The 20,808-nt window shown below is 45.5% G+C and carries 10 protein-coding genes; 3 read left to right on the top strand and 7 right to left on the bottom strand.

All coding sequences use genetic code 11. The features are described 5' to 3' along the window. Nucleotides 1–72: 72 nt before the first annotated feature. The 5 genes from KSX81_RS27005 to KSX81_RS26985 all read right to left on the bottom strand — a co-directional run bounded on the left by KSX81_RS27005 (nt 73) and on the right by KSX81_RS26985 (nt 13,422). Nucleotides 73–2,001 (bottom strand): arabinan endo-1,5-alpha-L-arabinosidase, encoded by a 1,929-nt coding sequence (locus KSX81_RS27005; RefSeq protein ID WP_008999167.1) that lies wholly within the window; start codon nt 1,999–2,001, stop codon nt 73–75. A gap of 34 nt (nt 2,002–2,035) precedes the next feature. Beyond that, nucleotides 2,036–3,817, bottom strand: a complete 1,782-nt coding sequence (locus tag KSX81_RS27000; protein ID WP_008999168.1) for a hypothetical protein — start codon at nt 3,815–3,817, stop codon at nt 2,036–2,038. 32 nt (nt 3,818–3,849) lie between these two features. Next, the gene (locus KSX81_RS26995) at nt 3,850–5,601 is read right to left on the bottom strand and encodes a RagB/SusD family nutrient uptake outer membrane protein (protein WP_008999169.1); all 1,752 of its coding nucleotides are present in this window, start codon (nt 5,599–5,601) and stop codon (nt 3,850–3,852) included. A gap of 39 nt (nt 5,602–5,640) precedes the next feature. Further along, nucleotides 5,641–8,850 (bottom strand): SusC/RagA family TonB-linked outer membrane protein, encoded by a 3,210-nt coding sequence (locus KSX81_RS26990; protein ID WP_149939482.1) that lies wholly within the window; start codon nt 8,848–8,850, stop codon nt 5,641–5,643. 300 nt (nt 8,851–9,150) lie between these two features. Further along, the gene (locus KSX81_RS26985) at nt 9,151–13,422 is read right to left on the bottom strand and encodes a two-component regulator propeller domain-containing protein (RefSeq protein ID WP_128131545.1); all 4,272 of its coding nucleotides are present in this window, start codon (nt 13,420–13,422) and stop codon (nt 9,151–9,153) included. Between the two features lie 149 nt (nt 13,423–13,571). On the opposite strand from KSX81_RS26985, the gene KSX81_RS26980 reads away from it, so the two are divergent. The 3 genes from KSX81_RS26980 to KSX81_RS26970 are packed head-to-tail and all read left to right on the top strand — an operon-like array spanning nt 13,572 to nt 18,093. After that, nucleotides 13,572–15,119: an arabinan endo-1,5-alpha-L-arabinosidase gene (locus KSX81_RS26980; RefSeq protein ID WP_032853552.1), complete on the top strand. Its 1,548-nt coding sequence runs from the start codon at nt 13,572–13,574 to the stop codon at nt 15,117–15,119. A gap of 26 nt (nt 15,120–15,145) precedes the next feature. Further along, nucleotides 15,146–17,128 (top strand): alpha-L-arabinofuranosidase C-terminal domain-containing protein, encoded by a 1,983-nt coding sequence (locus KSX81_RS26975; RefSeq protein ID WP_149939484.1) that lies wholly within the window; start codon nt 15,146–15,148, stop codon nt 17,126–17,128. After that, nucleotides 17,125–18,093: a glycoside hydrolase family 43 protein gene (locus KSX81_RS26970; RefSeq protein ID WP_195355295.1), complete on the top strand. Its 969-nt coding sequence runs from the start codon at nt 17,125–17,127 to the stop codon at nt 18,091–18,093. The genes KSX81_RS26975 and KSX81_RS26970 overlap by 4 nt, the downstream gene beginning before the upstream one ends. 130 nt (nt 18,094–18,223) lie before the next feature. Here KSX81_RS26970 and galK read toward each other — a convergent pair whose 3' ends face one another. After that, a complete protein-coding gene (gene galK / locus KSX81_RS26965) occupies nt 18,224–19,378 on the bottom strand; it encodes a galactokinase (RefSeq protein WP_008774868.1) in 1,155 nt (384 codons plus the stop codon). A 47-nt stretch (nt 19,379–19,425) separates the two neighbouring features. After that, complete coding sequence (locus KSX81_RS26960) at nt 19,426–20,766, bottom strand: MFS transporter (RefSeq protein ID WP_008644046.1); 1,341 nt, start codon at nt 20,764–20,766, stop codon at nt 19,426–19,428. Nucleotides 20,767–20,808 lie beyond the last annotated feature (42 nt).

The following is a 20,808-nucleotide window of genomic DNA, read 5'->3' as shown; positions in this document are numbered from 1 at the left end:
CATAAAAGAGAAAAAACTGCTTCCGGATATCAAGATTCCGGAAGCAGTTTCAATAAGCATATCAATGAGCGTTTATTGAACCTTCTTTCCCCAATAAGTCTTTTTATTTCCTTGTGCGGCGTAAACGATGGTATGAGTTCTGGGAGTAGCTTCCCAATCCACTTCTCTTTGTAGATAAAGCACTACTCCGGCACTAGTCGTAATCGTCTGTGAAGCCGCATCGAATGTCCACGATGCATCCTTCCAACTGCCGGAACTAATCTTATGCGTACCGGCATCAAAAGTCAGTGTTTCAGATGTCCTTTGAGTACTAGTGGAGGAAGTCAGAGACAGATGTTCCCAATTACCGGCAATTTCTTCTTCCGTGATAGGCACTTGTGGCACGGCTCCATATCTCTCCGGCATCACCAAAGGCCAGCCGTTGGCATCCCAGCGGATACTGCGAACGTGTCCCATCATGATAGCGTTGGAGTATTCATTCCCCCCGACATTCGCAGGGAAACGTCCCTGTGAAGTATAAAACCAGTTGCCCTCTCCATCTTCGAAAATACCGCAGTGGGAGATACCTACCCATCCATAGCTATTGTTAAACAGATAAGGTGCTGTCAGTATCGGATAGAGTTCTCCGCTTCCCATAGCAGGGGTACCGTCCATATCAACATACGGACCGTCGATGTTGACAGAGCGGCAGACGCGGGTGTTATATTCTACTGCTAGTGTACCATAAGCGAGGAACAGGTAATAATAACCATTGCGGTAAATTACTTCCGGACCTTCCGAAGCTTGCCAACGGCTATTGCCGCGGGTAGCGATAATTTTACCATAACCGGAGTTGTTTTCACCCGTGATGTCCCACGGATTGCCTAGGGTGTGGAGCGGCATACCATCTTCGGGATTCAGTTGCAGGGCAGCAATGCCACTGTGCCATGAGCCGTAGATCATCCAGTGTTCTCCGTTCTCAGTAATAATATAGGTTGGGTCAATAGCATTGATCTTGAAATAACCGTTCCAGTCGCTGGTGCTTACGCGTCCATAGTCCGTTTTGCCTTTATCGCTGGCAGAGCAGACAACAAACCCCTTATCTTCCCAGATATTGCTTGCCGGGTCGGCTGTTTCCATCAGTCCGATGAAAGCACGTTCGGTCCATGAACCGTCGAAGTTTCCGTTATTATCCACTTCCGGTTTGCCCGTTTTGATATAGTTAGTAATCACGATGGAGTAGTACATACGGTATTTGCCAGTGGCAACTTTGCGGGCAACCGGTGCCCAATAACCATAAGAAGGGCTATCGATAGGCTCCAGTCCCATTTCTGCACGGTAGGCGTTCAGCTTCTCTTTAATCCAAGTAGGAGGGGTTTCGGTCATGGTTGCTCCGAGGTATTCCCAGTTGACTAGGTCGCGTGAGCGCCGTGCATGGAAATGTCCGTTACCGGAGTGCGCATTTCCGTAAGAAGCATCTGTCTGATACATATAATAGTATCCGTCATCAGCTTTCATCACTGTGGGGTCGTGTACGTTTGCCAAGTTCCATTTACTGCGTTGATTCCAAGCGGCTATGCCTATGTAGTTGTCTTCATAGGCGGGTGCCACATAGTTTTTGAGCTGTTCGTCAAGGCTTTGGCTTCCTGTGGTTGCTGTGAGCACATCCGAGTAGGTATAACGGCTGTTACCGTAGACGTAAGAGCGGATATAGTAAGAGGTATTGCCCGTCAAGCCGGAAATCGTGGCGCTGAAATTTTCATCGGCATCCACTATGTTATCTTTGATAGTTGGGTTCTGGGCATTGATACTGTAGCAAAAGCCTTTCTTGACTACCTGATTGATATTGCCGGTGACCGATGAAGTGACAGTCAGCGAAGTGCCTGTGACTGTAGTTACTTCGGGAGTAACTATGACTATATCGCTGTTTCTATTGTATTCGATATTGTCCAGTCCATCGGAGCAAGCAGCAAAAGCAAAGACCGTCAGCAGGGATATTAAGAAAAATGTTAGTTTTTTCATTTGATATGGATGATAAAGAAATTAATAGTTATTCTTATTCATTGAAGACAAGATGAGCCTTCTCGACAGATAATGTAAAACACAGGTCATTGGGATCTATGGTATTGATGCCCAAATAATACTGGGTAGAGGTTTTGCCTTTAGTACCCACCATCACTGCTTGGATGTCAGCGGTGCTATTGCCGCAATTAGTTACGTAGACCGTGACTTTGGCTCCATTCATACCGGAAAGCCAAGTGCCCCAGTCGCCTTGTGTTCCGCCATTAACGCAGGCGGCATATCCATTGCCCAATCCGAAGTTGTCGGCGCGAACAAATGCGTATTCGTCAGTAGTTATGCTTTTATGGAGAAACACAAGGAAGTTATTCCAGTTGGCAGCCAAATCACTATAGTTGGTGAAGGTGATATACTTTGTCTTGCCCACAGGTACGTTGAATATGTCTGAAGAGGCTCCGTGGAAGCTCGTTGAGTTGTCTTCGGCTCCTACCATGCTAGTTGTGTTTCTCACTTCAGAAGCTATAGACTTGGAGACGTTAACCTCTACCGTTGCGGTGATTCCTTCTTCAGCAGTAATGGTAACGATCTGCGAACCGGTCTTCACCGGAACGGCAGAGAAGATGAGTCTCGCGTTGTCAATGATTCTTGTACTTTGGTCGGTGTAAGTTGCTGTAACCACCATACCTGTCGGGTCGAAGGCCATCGTCCGGTTCGCCAAACTCTCGGTAGCTGCCGAGGTGTAATAATAGTATTGTGTGTGCGAGGGTGGGGTAGTCACCTCGATGGATGCAATCTGTTCCACTACTTCAAAGGTAGTATTAGCCATAATCGGTTTATCACAATTCTCACCCTTTAAGGTCTTGTTGTAGATGACCACAAGAGTTTTCACACCAGGTTGCTCCATATCAGGGATGGCAGAGATAGAGAGTTCGGCAGCCGGTACAGTTTTGGTCACTCCCTCTTCAAAGGTAACGATGGCCGATACATCGATCATGGCCTCTTCGAGCGGAGTACCTACGTTGACTTGATCAGGTACGTCCTGCAGTACCATCGATACCGGATTCTTGTCTAGAGCAGATGTAAGGCCACCTATAGGGACGATGTTGGTTTGCAAGAAATCGATGTAAGAACCTTCGGGAACTAAGAAGCAGCGGATATTGGTGTTGTTCGCATCTGCATTCAGATTTCCTTCCTTGTATGGTTGCTTGTAAATCTTGGTGGCTACACCGTTGGTCATCTTTATGGTAAAAGCATTTTCATTGGTACGGTCAACGGTGAGTGTCACCTTGCCGCCCAAGCTCTGTACGTTAGGGTCTGCATTGCTGGCATCAGGAGATAGGAGCAATGTGCTTGTGGTGTACTTAAAATAGAGCTTGCCCCATTGCGAGTTGTAGGCTATAGAATCGCTTGTGGCATCAAAACGGATAGCTCCGTATTCAGTGTATCCTGTACCTCCACGATCCACATCGTTGGTGACTACAAGGGCATAGTTCTTGAAATACGTGTTATCGGTCGGGTTGATATGGAGATTGAACACCGCATTCCACTTCTCGCCATCAGGTACCACATAATACTTGGAGAAAGTAGACCACCAACCGGAGGTGAAATCCGTATTTCCGATGGTGTACACATCTTCCTGCATGCCCTCAAGCACTTCATCTTCCGGTTGTTTCTTCGAATCTTCAATTTCCTGTATCTTATCGGAAATCCAGTCGGGGGCGTTTACGTCATAAAGTTTGCCATCCGTGCAGCCTGTCAGTGTCAGTAATCCAAAGGTTACGGAACAGCAAGCGTATGCTATCTTTTTTAGTAATCTCATTGTCTTAAATTTTAATAGGTCTCTAAGTTTATTTACTTGCTTAAATTTACAACCGGACGCACTTTACATCCGCTTTCCCGGAAGTAAGTGGAATTATCTGTACTATAGTTGGCGGAGTTGCCTTTCAGATTGGGGTTGTTGTTCATCAACTGCTGCACAATGGGCAGGAATTCGTGTCCCGATATGTAGGTATCGAAAGTGCTCTTCAGTTCAGGATCGTTTGTTACATCGCTGTAGTTCACAGGATTCTTTACTCCCACTGTAGAGCGGCGTACCGTACCGTGTTCCTTGAGCTGTTTCAAGCGGCTGCTGTCGTAGAAGAAGCCCCAGCGGATGAGGTCGAAACCTCGACCGAATTCGCAGCCGAACTCTTTGGGACGCTCTATGTTGGCAATCTGCTCAAAGAGTTGGTCAGTCGTGTCGAAGTCGGAAAGGTCTAAGTCGGACAAATCAGCGCGATTGCGCACTTCGTTAATCCAGTCGATAGCCTGCTGTGTAGGACCATTGACTTCATTCTCGCACTCGGCAGCGCGGAGCAGCACATCTGAATAGCGCATCAGGCGCAGGTTGATGCCATCGTGCAAGCCTGTAACGATGGTGCTGTACAGACCGGTACGGAGATTCGTGAATTTGGCAATCGGCAGACCACCGTAAGTGTTGTTGGTTACAATATTGTCGGTGGCTGTAAGTTTGTGCGTATAAGCTACATTACCATACTCAAAATCCGCCCAGTCGTTTTCGTAGGTTCCGATGGTCCAATAGAGTCTGGGGTCGAGTTTGCCATTGATAGTACGTTCACTTTTGAAGAGTTGATAGAGCCAGGGCGAAGCCGAGATGTCGGCCCAACCGCCATAGTTACCGGGACCAAAGTTGCTCTCAATAGCCGATCCTTGTGTGGCATTGGGACTTGTATTTACCGGAGTCCACTCGTCGTCGGTGCCTTGCGCTCCATAGTCAAGATACTGCACTTCGAAGAGGCTTTCCGCATTGTTCTCGTATGCCGAACCTTCGCGGAAGTTATCGCCATAGTTGGACATTAGCCGATAGGTGCCGTATTTCTTGCCAATGATGTCTTTCAGCACCGTGAGTGCATCGCTGTATTTTTGGCGCATCATGAGTGCGCGGGCATAATAGCCTGCCGCAGCGCCGCAGGTGGCACGTCCACCAGCCCATTCGCCGCCTTCATCACGGGAAGGAAGCAATTCCATCGCCTCGTGGAAATCTTTTTCCACCTGATCGAGCACGTTATCGTAAGTGCTGTTGGTGGTATACAGTCCGTCTAACGAAGAATAGGTGGCATAATCTGTGATGAGGGGCGGATTCTGATAATAACCAACCAAGTTGTAGTACGACAGGCCGCGCAAGAAAAGCACTTGTCCTTTGATACGTTTCATTTTATTAGAAAGTTGGCTGTTGTCCTCACCGCAACGAGAAATGGCGAAGTTGCACACGTTGATGGTGTAGTACCATTCCCGCCAAGGCCACCACGTGATGTCCGAGGTAACTTCTGCGTTAAGGTCATCGAAAGGCATGTACCACACTTGTGAAGAGTTCCAGGCTTCATCGCCACGGCACACGTCGATGGTGTAGCCTACACGAGCATAGGAACCCTCCATACGGATATGGTTGTAGGCGGCAATCACGCTTTCCTCCAAATCATCGGCATTAAAGCCGAAAGTACTTGAGGTTTGCTGGTTGGGATTCAACAGATCCATTTTGTCACTGCAAGAAACCAGCGTGCTAAATCCCAAAATGAGAATAAGTGAATATTTATATAGTTTCATAAAATATGTTTTTAGTATTTAGGTACTAGATAGTAACGATTAAAATGTAAAATGAACGCCACACATGAAAGTGCGTGCAGTAGGATAAGAACAGAAGTTGTATCCCGGAGTGAAAGTTCCTCCCGCATAGTCTACATTATAACCGTGATACCCGGTGAATGTGTGGAGATTCTGTGCTGACACGTAGAAACGTACATCTGATACATATTTTCCGAACCACTCGTTAGGGAAATTGTAGCCCAATTCTACATTGGCAATCTTCCAGTAGGCTGCGTTCTGAATCTTGCGTGAACTGAAGAGGTCGTTCCAACCCAAGCTGGCGCTGTTGGTGACATAAGTGCGTGGCACGTTGGAAAGATAAGTGCTACCGTCTTCGCTAAAGCGGTTGGCATCAAGCATACCCACCTCTTTGTTTCCCCAGCCGTAGCAAGAGTTAAGCGAGTTGTAGATGTCGTCGCTGACGTGATAGTTCAGCGCACCGAAGGTAGCAATGCTTAGGTCGAAGCGCTTGTACTCAAAACGGGCATTGAGACCGAAATGAATCTTAGGCATACCGCTGCCTAGCACCACTTGGTCGTTGGCGTCTACTTTACCGTCGGGTTTACCGTCCGGTCCGCTTATGTCTTTATAGAGGCAGTCGCCAATCTGGGCACCCTCTTGAGTGGCGTGGTTGTCCAGGTCTTCCTGTGTGCGGGCAATACCCTCATAAGCCCAGCCGTAGAACTGACCTATTTCTTGACCTACATTGGTAATATATGCTCCGGAGATGTAAGAGTCGGTACCAAAGCCTAACGAAGTCACACGGTTGCGCAACGTGCTTAGGTTGGCCGAAAGTTCATACTTGAAGTCACGATCGCGGTTACGGTAGGTAGCCGAGAACTCAAAACCGGAGTTGTTCATCGAGGCAGCATTCATCGTAACGGTGGTATTGGACACACCGGCTTGTTCGGGAACAGGGACAGCATACAGCAGGTCTTCGCTGGTGTTCTTGTACCATTCGGCTGTGAACTCTAAGCGATTGTTGAACAAGGCGAGGTCGATACCCACGTTGTAGGTTTTCTTTTTCTCCCATGCCAAGTTATTGTCCACGAAAGTGGAAACGGCAGAACCGGTCACTACGTTACCGTTGAAATTGTAAGTCATATTGTTGCGCGACATGACAGCCTGATACATATACTCACCGATATTCTCGTTACCGAGTTCACCATAGCTGGCACGAACCTTGAACAGGTTTACGACATTCTGGTCGAAGGGGAAGAATTTTTCCTTGTCGAAGCGCCAACCCACAGAGACGGAGGGGAAAGTTCCCCAACGGATATTTCTGGTCAGGCGCGAGCTGCCATCCCGGCGCACTGTTGCCGAGAATAAGTATCTGTCATCGTAATTGTAATTAATACGACCGATGTAAGAAAGGATGGAATGTTTGTATTCGTAGCTTTCAGAATACGTGTCGGAAGCATTCTGGAGCTGTAGGAAATACGGTTCGGTGAAGTTGATTCCCCATCCGGTCAGCAGGTCGGTGTCTTCTTCTTCGTAAGTCTGGCCTGCCAATACGTTGATGTGGTGCTTGCCTATCGTGCCATCGTAAGTAATCACGTTCTCTATCAAAGCATCCGAATAGTCGCGCGACCCCTTGGTGAGTCGTTCGTTGCTTTTGGACAAGTACACACGGTTACTCTGCACCCATGCGGGAATCCAAGTAAAGTCCTTGCAATGGGTTTTGCTGTAAGAGAGGTTAACTTTATAGTTGAGCTTATGATTTTTGTTATCAACGCCAATCATCTTGAGGATATCCATGTCGGCAGATCCGGTTCCTACGAAACGATCTACGCGGGTGTTGCGTTGCAGCAGGTTATTTACCAGCAATGGGTTGGAAGCGGAGATGTCACCATGCACGGTATCGTAGTATACACCATAGCCGTAAGCGTCATAATTAAAGTTGTTGGCGATTCCCACTAAGTTATCAAGTACCCATGTAGAAGAATCGTATGCCTTGATGGTGGGCTGCATCATCAAGGTGCCGCGCAGCACGTTGGTTACGTCGCCATACAGACCTTGAACGTATTCGGAAGCATTCGACAAGCCCATATTGTCTTGGTCGGAGTGAGAGTAAACAAGACTGGTCTGGAACTTTATGAATTTGGTCTCCATGGTGTTGTTGACACGCGCCGTGTAACGTTCATAGTTAGGGCCGGCACCTTCGAGAGTTCCTTTTTGGTTGAAATAGTCTAATGATATATTATAGGTGTTATGGGCGCCACCTCCGGAGAGGTTTACATTGTGGTTTTGACGGATACCCGCTTTGAATACTTCGTCAAACCAGTTGGTGTTGGTGTCATCTTGGAAATGGTATTTTCCGGTTTCGCTGTCAAGTTTATATCCCGTTGGCAACGGAGTGTTGGAGTTTGCGGCCGTCTGACCGAGGTATTGGCTGTACTGGTCAGCATTCATTACATCATAGACACCTTTAGGAATATTATCCACACCGAAGTAACCATTGTAATCCACTTTCAGTGGTTGGTCTTTTTGTCCGCGTTTGGTGGTGATGATAATCACACCATTGGCAGCGCGCGAACCATAGATGGCAGCAGCCGAAGCATCCTTCAGCACTTGGATGGTTTCAATATCGTTTGAAGAGAAATCGCGGATGGAAGTTCCCATGGGAACGCCGTCGATAACGTAAAGAGGAGAGGTGTCTCCGAAAGACCCGACGCCACGGATGCGAACGGTAGGATCGGCTCCGGGTTGTCCGTCAGAGGTGATCTGTACACCGGAAACCTTACCTTCGAGCATGGTGGAGATGTTGGAGTTTGATGTCTGTTTCAAGGCTTCCGCATCTACCACGGCAACAGAACCGGTTAAGTCGGATTTCTTTTGTGTACCGTAGCCTACGACAACCACTTGCTCAAGCATCTTATTATCGGCTTGCAACTGGATGTCTTCAATAATGGCGCGGTTGCGAACAGCCACTTCACGTTCCTTGAAGCCCACATAGCTAATCAAAAGGGTAGCGTTTCCAGGAACCTCCAGTTGGAAGTTTCCGTCTAAGTCGGTAACGGTTCCGCCTTGTCCACCTTTAATCTTGATGGTAGCCCCTGGCATGGGTTCACCTTGTTCGTCGATAACTTGACCACGAACCTTGATAGTCGGAGATTGTGCCACGGTAGCCATTGCAGGTGTAGGATACACCGCCATGCCGCCAAAGGTACACATACTAAGCATTACGGAAAAAAATAAATGTTTCCTCATTTTTAAAAGTATTAAGGTTGTTAATTTGATAGATTAAATTGTTGTGCAATAGGGGGAAGGTTGGATTTAGCCGAAGCTATGCACGATACGACAGCCATTTTCTTGTCATTCTTCATAATATTAATATTAGATTAAACTTTAAATGCATGGTGCTCTCCCAAAGGATTGAGCACCGATTGCATGACAAAAGTATGGCATTGATTGTAAATGAGGGTGGACAAACGTGTTTTAGAGGTGGATAAAAGGTTTTAGGTGTAAAAAATACAACTTATTATGTGAGATTATTGTTTTTAGGTAAAACTATTCTTCCTTATTAAGCAGTGAACTCGGGGTCGTATTAAAATATTTGGTGAAGCACCTGGTGAAGTATTTAGGATCGTTGAATCCTACTTCATAAGCTATTTCTGCAATATTCATATTTTTCGTTTCCCGATTCTTCAGAATCAGTTCGCGTGCTATATTCAATCGGTAATTTCGGATAAACTGTCCGGCTGATTGTCCGATGAGGCTTTGCAGTTTCTTATTCAGCAAACTTTTGCTCACTCCTACAGCTTCACTGAAATCACTGACTTCAAAATAAGAATTCTTATAATTCTCTTTGATTACTTCCATTATCTGATTCATAAACTTCTTATCACCCGATTCTTCCTCCATATTCAGCACATCCACATCCATGTCGAGCGTGAATTTGCGCTGATAGCGTTTTCGGTTTTCCAAGATGTTCTGAATGCGTGTCAATAGCAATGTTTCATCAAAAGGTTTCAATAAATATTCATCTACTCCCATACGATAACTTTCCAAACGGGCCTCTTGTGAAGTCTTGGCAGTTAGCATCAGGAAAGGAATGTGTGAAATGGCGAAAGTATCTTTCACCCGACGGGAAAGTTCGACACCGTCCATCACCGGCATCATTAAGTCGCTGATGATAAAATCCACCGGATTGCTGTTTAGAATATGCAACGCCTCTTCTCCATCCGCCGCTTCCAGTACATTATATTGTTCACGGAGGATGGAACGGATATATCCCCGCATATCCACATTGTCTTCCACCACTAGAATCGTCAAAGCCTCTTTCTCTTTAGGAGTTTGGGAAGTTGGCGTAGCATTAATCGAAGAATCGTTAGAATTAATGATTATCAGCTTGTCATCCTTTTCTTCTTCCCGTTGCAAGGGGAGGAGAAGACGGAACGAACAGCCTGAAAGGCGGTTGTTGCGTACCTTGATTTCCCCACCGTGCATCTGCACGATTCGTTTGCAGAGGTAAAGACCTATACCGGTTCCCGCCTGTCCGTACACCGGATATTTTACCTGATTCTGCGACTGGTAAAAACGATTGAATATCCGGTTCAGATCCTCTTCCGGAATGCCCGGTCCGGTATCGCAGACACATATATACAAAGATTCTTTTCCACCCTCACCAGATGATAAGGAAGATATATACAGGGAAACAGTACCTCCATTCGGCGTAAATTTAATAGCATTACTCAATAGATTAGTCACCACTTTACGCATTGCTTCCTCATCATACAGAATCTCCGGTGTTTCCATCCTGTAATACCTTTTCAGTACGATATTCCTTTCTCCCGCAAACACCTCGAAAGGAGTGATTAGCGAATCAATGAATTTCAGAAAATTTCCCCGTGTTTTGACAATCTCCAGCTTGCCGGATTCTACTTTGCGGAAGTCCATCAACTGATTGACCAATGACAACAGATACTTCGAATTGCGCTCAACGAAATGAAGTTGTTCGATCACCTGCGGATTATAACTCAACTTCAATGCCCGCTCGATAGGCCCGATAATCAACGTAATCGGCGTACGGAATTCATGTGTGATATTGGTAAAAAACGAGATCTTATCAAGCGTAAGCTCCTGTACTTTATGCGACATTCGGATCAACTGCGCTTTTTGTTTCGTAATCTTCTCATTCTGCTGGGTCAGCATCTGGTTCTGGCGTGAAAGTTCTTCCGTCTGATTTTCCAGCAGATGCTTCTGCTGTTCCAGCTCGTGTGTGCGTTCTTCCACCGTGCGATGCAGATATTCCTTCTGTCGTTTCAGCGTGCGGATTCTCCATTGGTAGAATTGCCATACGCTTACTAGCGCGAGGATGATAATCAGTAGAATGAACCAAACTTTTTTGTAAAAGTATGGAACAATTGTAATTTTCAGTTCAGTCACATTTTCTCCTTCATTTTCTCTGTCGGGAGTATATTTCACTTGCAGTGTATAGTCGCCCGGAGGCAAATTGGTATAACTGGCAAAACGGCGGTTGCCGGACACTTGCATCCATTTATCATCAAATCCGAGCAACCGGTAACTGTAAATTGCCGTATTACTTGGCTTAAAATTGAGCGCTGAAAACTCCAGTGAAAACGATTTCTCCTTCTCGTGCAGACGTAGCTCCGTAGTGATAGCAATGTCTTCCGGCAAATATTCGCTTCCCGGCAATATCTCCTCATTGCCGATCCGTAGGCGTGTGAAACGTACCTTGGCGGCAGGAAGAGAAATGGTCGGACGATTATTCTCGATAGCTACCAGTCCGCCAACACTGCCGAAATAAAGTAAACCTTGTGTCGAACGGCAAGAAGCGTTCCAGTAAAACTGGGTGTTAATCAGTCCATCCTGCAAAGTATAATTGATAAACCGATTCTCTTCCGGATGATAGCAGGAAAGACCATTGTTTGTGCCAATCCACAGATACCCGTTGCCATCTTCTAATATTCCACGCACACTACTGTTAGGCAATCCTTGAGGAGTGCTGTAAGATACAAATATTTCCTTTCCCTGCTCGTTGGTAGTCCGTTTGTAAATGCCATATCCGCTACTTCCCAGCCAGAGTGTGCCGTCCTTTGTCTCAAAAAAACAGGTGATTTTTTCAATCAGACGAGAGTTGGGATCGTTCAGCTTGTAGTTTAAATGCCTGTATTCGAATTCTCCTGCGGCCGAACGGGAATGAAGGTCGATGATATATACCCCTTCCAGACATCCAATCCAAAGCTTCCCTTCTTTATCAATAATAGAACCGATGCAGCCATGAATATTCTCCGCCACTTTGTCTGCCAAAGGAGCACTGATTGTTCCGGTTTCCGGTTCGTAAAAGTAAAGCCCTTGATTGGCACCAATCCATATACCTTTATTAATAGGGTCGTATGTCAACGAACCGACAAAGTCAATTGGAAATCCGCTACTTGTCTGAGAAGAAATGACCTTCAGCACTTCTTGGGGAGCTTTCAGGTCGAGAAGGTTGATGCCTCCACCCCAGGTTCCTATCCAGAGATGATCGTCCGGATCGGCTGTTAACGCGCTGACGGAATTATGGCTTAGTCCACCATGGTCACGGGTGAAATGTGTAAACTTTTCACTTCCATGCTCTTTCTGGTTCAGCCCGCCTTCCACAGTTCCTACCCATAAAGTGCCGTACTTGTCTTCGTAAATGGCATTCACCGGATTGTAAGACAAACTCGACGGATTTTCCTTGTTGTGTAGATAATTCCGTATCGACAACCGTCGTGGACTTAGCATATTAATACCACCGGTTTCGGTTCCGAACCAGATATGATCTTCCTCAGACAGTATACAATTGATAAAATTACTGTTTAGCAGATTGGAACTTCCATTTTGAAAGTCACCGGATGCGATACACTCAAAGTCGTCCGTCATTGGATTATAGATGTTTACACCGCGCAAGGTGGCAATAATCAATTGTTTGTCATTGGTTATAGACAGGTCGGTCAAGTAATTTTGCGAAAGCGAACGTGGGTTGTTAGGGTCGTGTTCATACCGTTTGACGATGTTCCCGCTTTTATTATATCGGAACAGTCCCCGGTCGGTGGAAATCCATACCTCGTTTTCCTTCATAAGAAAATCGGAAATATAAGTTCCAGGCTCGAATTTTAGACATTCGGCGATTGGGGTAGTTGTCAGTTTTCCCTGTGAGTCCCAATCCACTTTAAGTATTTCACCATTGATTCCTGCCCAAATTTTACCGTCTTCGTCAATATCTTGAAGAGCAATATTCGGCCCGTTCAGGACAACGAGGTCGAGAGTGGAGACCGTTTCTACATCTCCTTTTTCATTAAAAACAATACGATTGAGTTTATTGGCACAATGTAGCCAGATACAACCTTTCGAATCTTTCATGACGTGTACAGCCGGTTGATTCAATATGTTTTTCAAGACCCCTTTGGCATCCCTCGGTACGGTCGGTTTCAAGGTAGTTAGGTCAATGATATCCGTTCCTCCTTCAGACACCATCCAAAGACGTTGAGCTGAATCTTCACATACATTGATAATAAAATTACTCTTTAATTTGCAATTGGGAGTGTTTGGATTGTAATTCACAAACTCATAACCATCGTAGCGTGACACTCCGCCGCCGGCAGTGGAAATCCACAAGAATCCACGGCTGTCTTTATATAAATCGTCGATGAAATTATGAGGCAATCCCTCGTTCATTGTCACGTAAGTGATGTTGTATCGATCTGCGAATCGTTCCTGTGCATGCACGCTCTTCCATCCGGCAAAAAACAAAACGCTATATATAATAAGGAGTGTGAGTAGGTGTCTTTTCATATTTGTACGTATTAATAGTAGCAAAGTTAAAAGATAATCTCAAATCGCAAAAGCGGAAGAGGGCTTCTTTTTAGCAGGTTAGCGGATTATCCACCAATCATGTTCGTATGTCCACCTTCAATGGGGGAAACGGGGCGTATTTTTGTGGCATGATTGACAAACTAATCACTAATGTTATGACAAACTTGTTTATGCCCCTTTTTTTTGTAGCTGGTAGCTTGTTGACAAGCTGTACTTCTGCCGTGTTTAGCCCGACCCCATCCGCGAATCCTTGGGATGATAATTATTTGTCAGTAGCCAAGATGGAAGATTACCGCCAATGGGGAACATACAACGTGCACGACCCGTCCTGCCGAAAGCTGGGCGACTATTACTATATGTATTCTACCGACGCCATCTTCGGCGAAAACCGAAAGGAAGCCGAAGAAAAGGGTGTGCCCTTGGGGTACATTCAGATGCGTCGCTCCAAAGACCTTGTACACTGGGAGTTTCTGGGATGGGCATTTCCCGAAATTCCGGAAGAAGCTGTGCAGTGGGTGCAGACACATGCCGATGGAAAAGGAGCAACCAATATCTGGGCCCCTTATATCATTCCCTACAAAGACAAATACCGTCTCTACTATTGTGTCTCCGCTTTCGGACGCAAGACTTCGTATATCGGACTTGCTGAATCCAACTCCCCCGAAGGTCCTTGGACACAAATAGGAAGTATCGTCAAAACCAATGATTCTATCGTCATGAATGCCATCGACCCCAGTGTGATAGCCGATGAAATCACCGGAAAATGGTGGATGCACTACGGTTCTTTCTTTGGTGGACTCTACTGCGTGGAACTGAATCCGGAAACAGGACTAGCTCTCAATGAAGGCGACTTGGGACATCTGGTAGCCCGCCGTGCCAACTATCGGAAAGACAATCTGGAAGCACCAGAAATCATCTATAACCCCAACTTGAAAAAGTATTATCTCTTCACTTCATACGACCCGTTGATGACTACTTATAATGTACGTGTCAGCCGTTCTGATGCTGCCCAGGGACCGTTTACCGACTATTTCGGCAAAGCCGAAAAGGACACCACGAACAACTTCCCGATACTGACTGCTCCCTATCGCTTTGAGAATCATCCCGGTTGGGCGGGCACTGCTCATTGCGGAGTATTCACCGACGGACAGGGAAACTATTTCATGGCACATCAGGGACGTCTTTCTCCGCAAAATCAACTGATGGTATTACACGTCCGCCAGTTGTTCTTTACACCGGACGGATGGCCGGTTGTTTCTCCCGAAAGATATACAGGAACTCCTTCGCGTAAATTCACCGAAGTCGATTTGGTAGGAGAGTGGGAGATGATTCGGGTGCAGGAGCCTAAGTATGAACGTCAGCTGGAGGCCGGTCAAATTCTGTGGGGAGAAGGCAAATTGAAAGACGGTGAGTGGAATCTTTCCACCCGAATCAAGTTGGCTAAGGACGGAACTTGTACGGGAGAGATCACAGATGACAGATGGAAAATTGTACCAATGAATGGAAATTGGTCTTTTTTGACTGAAAAGCATCTATTAATGATAAAATCAGATTCGGAGAAAATAGAGAATCTGATTATCTTTGCAGGACACGATTGGGAGAATGAAACGGAAACCATTCTCTTTACCGGACTCGATAGCCGGGGATGTTCTGTCTGGGGAAAAAGAATTAAATAATCATATATAATTTTATATTGAAAACCATGAGAAAATACACGAATTTATTGGCCGTATTGGCCTTATCTACAGGTATGGCACTTCATGCACAAACCAACGAGCTGGTGATTCAGACGAAGAAGTTGGGAGCAGAAATCCAACCTACCATGTACGGACTCTTTTTTGAGGACATCAATTATGCTGCCGATGGCGGATTATATGCAGAACTGGTAAAGAACCGCTCATTCGAGTTCCCCCAGCACCTGATGGGATGGAATACTTATGGCAAAGTGACACTGATGGACGACGGACCTTTTGAACGTAATCCGCATTATGTACGTCTTTCCGATCCGGGACACGGACACAAACATACCGGCCTGGATAACGAAGGCTTTTTCGGTATTGGCGTCAAGAAAGGAGAGGAGTATCGCTTTTCTGTCTGGGCACGTTTGCCACAAGGAAGCGCGAAAGAAACATTACGCATCGAATTGGTAGATACCAAGTCCATGGGCGAGCATCAGGCATTTGCCTCGGAGAATCTTACGATTGACTCCAAAGAATGGAAAAAGTATCAGGTCATCCTGAAGCCCGGCATTACCCAACCAAAATCCGTACTTCGTATTTTCCTTACTTCCAAAGGAACCGTAGACCTGGAACACGTATCCCTTTTCCCGGTTGATACCTGGAAAGGACATGAAAACGGTCTCCGCAAAGACCTGGCACAAGCATTGGCGGATATTCATCCCGGAGTCTTCCGCTTCCCCGGTGGTTGTATTGTAGAGGGCACTGATCTCGATACCCGTTACGACTGGAAAAAATCAGTAGGTCCCGTAGAAAACCGTCCTTTGAACGAGAATCGTTGGCAGTATACTTTTACCCACCGTTTCTTCCCCGATTACTACCAAAGCTACGGATTAGGATTCTACGAATACTTCCTGTTGTCCGAAGAAATGGGTGCCGAACCTCTTCCGATTCTGAACTGCGGTCTTTCCTGCCAATATCAGAACAACGATCCGAAAGCACATGTGGCAGTCTGTGATCTGGATAGCTATATTCAGGATGCACTCGACCTGATTGAATTTGCCAATGGAGACGTCAATACGACTTGGGGAAAAGTGCGTGCAGATATGGGACATCCGGCTCCGTTTAACCTGAAATTCATTGGTATCGGTAACGAACAATGGGGTAAAGAATACCCTGAACGTCTCGATCCATTCATCAAAGCGATTCGTAAGGCCTATCCCGATATGAAGATTGTAGGTAGCTCCGGTCCGAATTCCGAAGGTAAAGAATTTGATTATCTGTGGCCTGAAATGAAACGTCTGAAAGCCGATCTGGTTGACGAACATTTCTATCGTCCCGAAAGTTGGTTCTTGGCACAAGGTGCACGCTATGACAACTATGACCGTAAAGGCCCGAAAGTCTTTGCCGGAGAATATGCCTGCCACGGAAAAGGTAAAAAATGGAATCATTACCATGCCGCTCTGCTCGAAGCTGCCTTCATGACAGGGCTGGAACGCAATGCCGATGTCGTACACATGGCTACTTATGCTCCTCTTTTTGCTCACGTAGAGGGATGGCAATGGCGTCCGGATATGATTTGGTTTGATAACTTGAATTCCGTGCGTACTACAAGCTATTATGTACAGCAGTTGTTTGCACAAAACAAAGGAACCAACGTACTTCCGCTTACCATGAACAAGAAAAATGTAACGGGAGCTGAAGGGCAAAACGGACTCTTTGCCAGCGCAGTCTATGACAAGGATAAGAATGAACTGATTGTTAAGGTGGCTAATACTTCCGCCACAGCCCAACCGATTTCATTGAACTTTGAAGGTCTGAAAAAACAGGATGTACTTTCCGACGGCCGTTGCATCAAACTTCGTTCTCTTGAGCTTGACAAGGATAACACGCTTGAACAACCTTCCGCCATCACTCCGCAGGAAACTCCGGTATCGATTGAGGGTAATGTGTTTGTTACCGAATTGGAACCTACCACCTTTGCGGTTTATAAATTCAAGAAGAAATGATAACTAAGATTAGATTCATTGTTTACTCATTTGCACTGACAGTCTTTTCCGGGCTGTCAGCGCAAAATGACACCACTTTCATTGCTAACGGTAACCCCATCATTAGATACAAATATACGGGTGATCCTGCTGCTATGGTGCATAATGGTAAAGTATATATCTATGCCGGACACGATGAATGTCCTCCTCCCAAAGAACACTACCTGCTGAATGAATGGTGTGTGTTTTCCTCTCCTGATATGAAAACATGGACGGAGCATCCCGTTCCCTTGAAAGCAAAAGATTTCAGTTGGGCGAAAGGAGAAGCGTGGGCAAGCCAGGTAATCGAACGAGACGGTAAATTCTACTGGTATGTAACGGTAGAACATGGTACGATTCCCGGCAAATCAATTGGCGTAGCTGTTTCGGATTCTCCGGCAGGTCCTTTTGTGGATGCTCGCGGATCAGCATTGATTACCAATGATATGACAACCGAATACACTAAAATCCGGTGGGATGACATTGACCCGACGGTTTTCATTGATGATGACGGACAGGCATATCTCTGTTGGGGAAATACCCAGTGTTACTACGCTAAACTGAAAAAGAACATGATTGAGCTGGATGGTCCGATTATCCCCATCAAGCTGCCCCGTTATACGGAAGCTCCATGGATACACAAACGTGGAGACTGGTATTACCTCTCTTACGCTTCCGAATTTCCCGAGAAGATCTGCTATGCTATGAGCCGTAGTATCGAGGGACCTTGGGAATATAAAGGTATCCTGAACGAACTGGCGGGTAATTCCAATACCAATCATCAGGCTATCATCGAATTCAAAGGAGATTGGTACTTCATTTACCACAATGGAAGCATTAATACGGCAGGTGGTAGTTTCCGCCGCGCTGTTTGCATCGACCGTTTGTACTATAATGAAGATGGTACGATGAAACGGATTCAGATGACGACAGAGGGTGTACAATAAGAAGAATCAAAACGAATAGGGTTAGTTAAATCAATAGGTAATAGATTTTAGATTTTTGTTAATTGTAAAAGTAAGGGCGGCTCCCGTGATGGAAGCCGCCCTTCTTACTTATTTAATTTCGAATAAATTCTTATTCAATTCTACGAGAACCGTCGCCGATTACTACGTCATACACTTTCGGGCTTCTGCCGAATTTAGCTTTGAAAGCAGCTTTTGTTTTTTCAACGAAGTTATCGTACAACTCATCCTTAACAAGGTTGATAGTACAACCACCGAAGCCGCCACCCATAACGCGTGAACCGGTTACACCGTACTCTTTAGCGCAGTCATTCAGGAAGTCGAGTTCTTCGCAGCTTACTTCGTACAACTTGCTCATGCCGTGATGAGTTTCGTACATCTTCTTACCTACAGTTTCGTAATCATCCTTTTCCAATGCCTCGCAAACATCGAGTACACGTTGGATTTCTTCGATTACATATTCTGCACGCATATAGTCTTCAGCGCTGATATCAGCTTTCGCTTCTTCTAGCATAGCCATTGTACAGTCGCGCAGGAATTCTACGTGCGGATGTTTTTTCTGGATAGCGGCAACAGCAGCTTCACAGCTTTGGCGACGCTTGTTATAAGCAGAAGAAGCCAATTCGTGTTTCACAACTGAATCCATCAGAACCAGACGATAACCTTCCGGATGGAATGGGAAATACTGATACTCCAGTGAACGGCAATCCAGACGGATCAAACTACCTGCTTTACCGAATACGGAAGCAAACTGGTCCATAATACCGCAGTTCACACCACAATAGTTATGTTCTGTAGCCTGGCCAACTTTAGCCAATTCAAATTTATCTATTTTGTTTTCACCGAACAGTTCGTTCAGTGCGAAAGCATACGTACTTTCCAAAGCAGCAGAAGAAGACATACCTGCACCCAGAGGTACATCACCTGCGAAAGCAGTATTGAATCCCTTCACATCAACGCCACGTTTAATCATTTCACGGCATACACCGAAAATATATCTTGCCCAGCTGGCGCGTGGAGCATCTTCTTCATTCAAACCAAATTCTACATAATCCTTCAAGTCGATAGAGTAAGCCTTTACTTTGTCAGTACCGTTAGGTTTGATTTCAGCAATCATCCCTTTGTCTACCGCTCCCGGAAAAACGAATCCACCGTTGTAGTCAGTGTGTTCACCGATCAGGTTGATACGGCCCGGAGAAGCATATAAAAATCCAGTAGTTCCGTCAAAGTGTTTAATGAATCGACTTCTTACGTATTCTGTATCCATGATATTTATATTTTAAAGGTGAATAAATTGAATTCTATTCTATGTGATTATTCCACAGGAATATCCTTATTTACATTCTTGCAACCTACCAAACCGTAGAACAACAGGTAAGCCAGAGCAGCGATAATCAACCAGTAGCTAGCCATATAACCTACAGAGTCAGAGATGCTTTGTTGGATCAACGGCAATACACCACCACCAACAACCATCATCATAAAGATTCCGGAAGCCTGTGCTGTATATTTTCCTAAGCCTTCTACTGCAAGGTTGAAGATACCACCCCACATTACAGAAGTACAAAGACCGCAAAGTACAAGGAACAAGGCACTTATAGGAACCTGTGCCATCATAAAGCCTTCGCCTACAGTGTAACCCGGCATTGAAACCGTTACATCTTTCGGAGTGAAGATAGCGATCAATACGAAAATGATAGCAGTAGCAGAAACAGCGATCAACTGTGCACGGCTGGAAACCTTACCACTGATAGCACTACTTGCAGTACGTCCCACAAGCATCAGCAACCAATAGATAGCAGCGATAGCACCACCGATAGCAGCACCGTTCATCATGATACCGGCACCTTTATCGCTTGAATCGGCAAGATAGAAGTTCAGTGTACCCGGGATACCAATTTCAATACCTACATAAATAAAGATACCGATTACACCCAGTAAAGTGTGACGGAAGCTCCATGGACTGTGAGAGAATTTTTCTTTCTTCACTCCACCTTTCTGAAGGTGTGGTTCAGGAATAGCAACAAATGAGATAACGATAAATGCAGCAACGAATACACCCATAGCAACGAAGAGCAGAGGAGCAACGTCAGACATAGCAGTACTTGAAGTAACAGTACCGATCAAAGCACCTACGAAAAGCGGAGTCAATGTACCAGACAAAGAATTAAGAGCTCCACCAGTCTGAATCAACTGGTTACCTTTGTTACCACCGCCACCGAGAAGGTTCAACATCGGGTTTACCACTGTGTTAAGCATACAAACGCAGAAACCGCAGATAAATGCACCAAGCAGATAGATTACAAAGTTTAATTTGATAACATACTCACCGAATGCGAATACTTCAGCACCTGCTCCGAATAAGCTGGAAAGATACTGTGTGAACAAACCGAGGAAACCTACTGCCATTGCAATCAAAGCAGTCTTCTTGTAACCGATCTTAACGAGCATGTTACCGGCAGGAATTCCCATAAACAGGTAAGCCAGGAAGTTCATCATATTTCCCATCATACCTAAAGTGTTCGAACCCGCATATTCATTTCTCCAGATTGTTCCGAATGGAGCAGCGAGGTTTGTTACGAAAGAGATCATCGCAAAGATGAAGAACATCGTGATAATTGCGACGAGATTACCGTTCTTTTTTTCTTGTGTCATGGTTCAAAAAAAATGTTAGTTTATAAAATTAGGTTAGTTATT

It is taken from the genome of Bacteroides sp. MSK.18.37 (assembly GCF_019129155.2).
In the GTDB taxonomy this organism is placed as follows: Bacteria; Bacteroidota; Bacteroidia; order Bacteroidales; family Bacteroidaceae; genus Bacteroides; species Bacteroides ovatus.
Note: the sequence above shows the minus strand (reverse complement) of the source record. Positions and strands in the feature narration are given on the sequence as shown.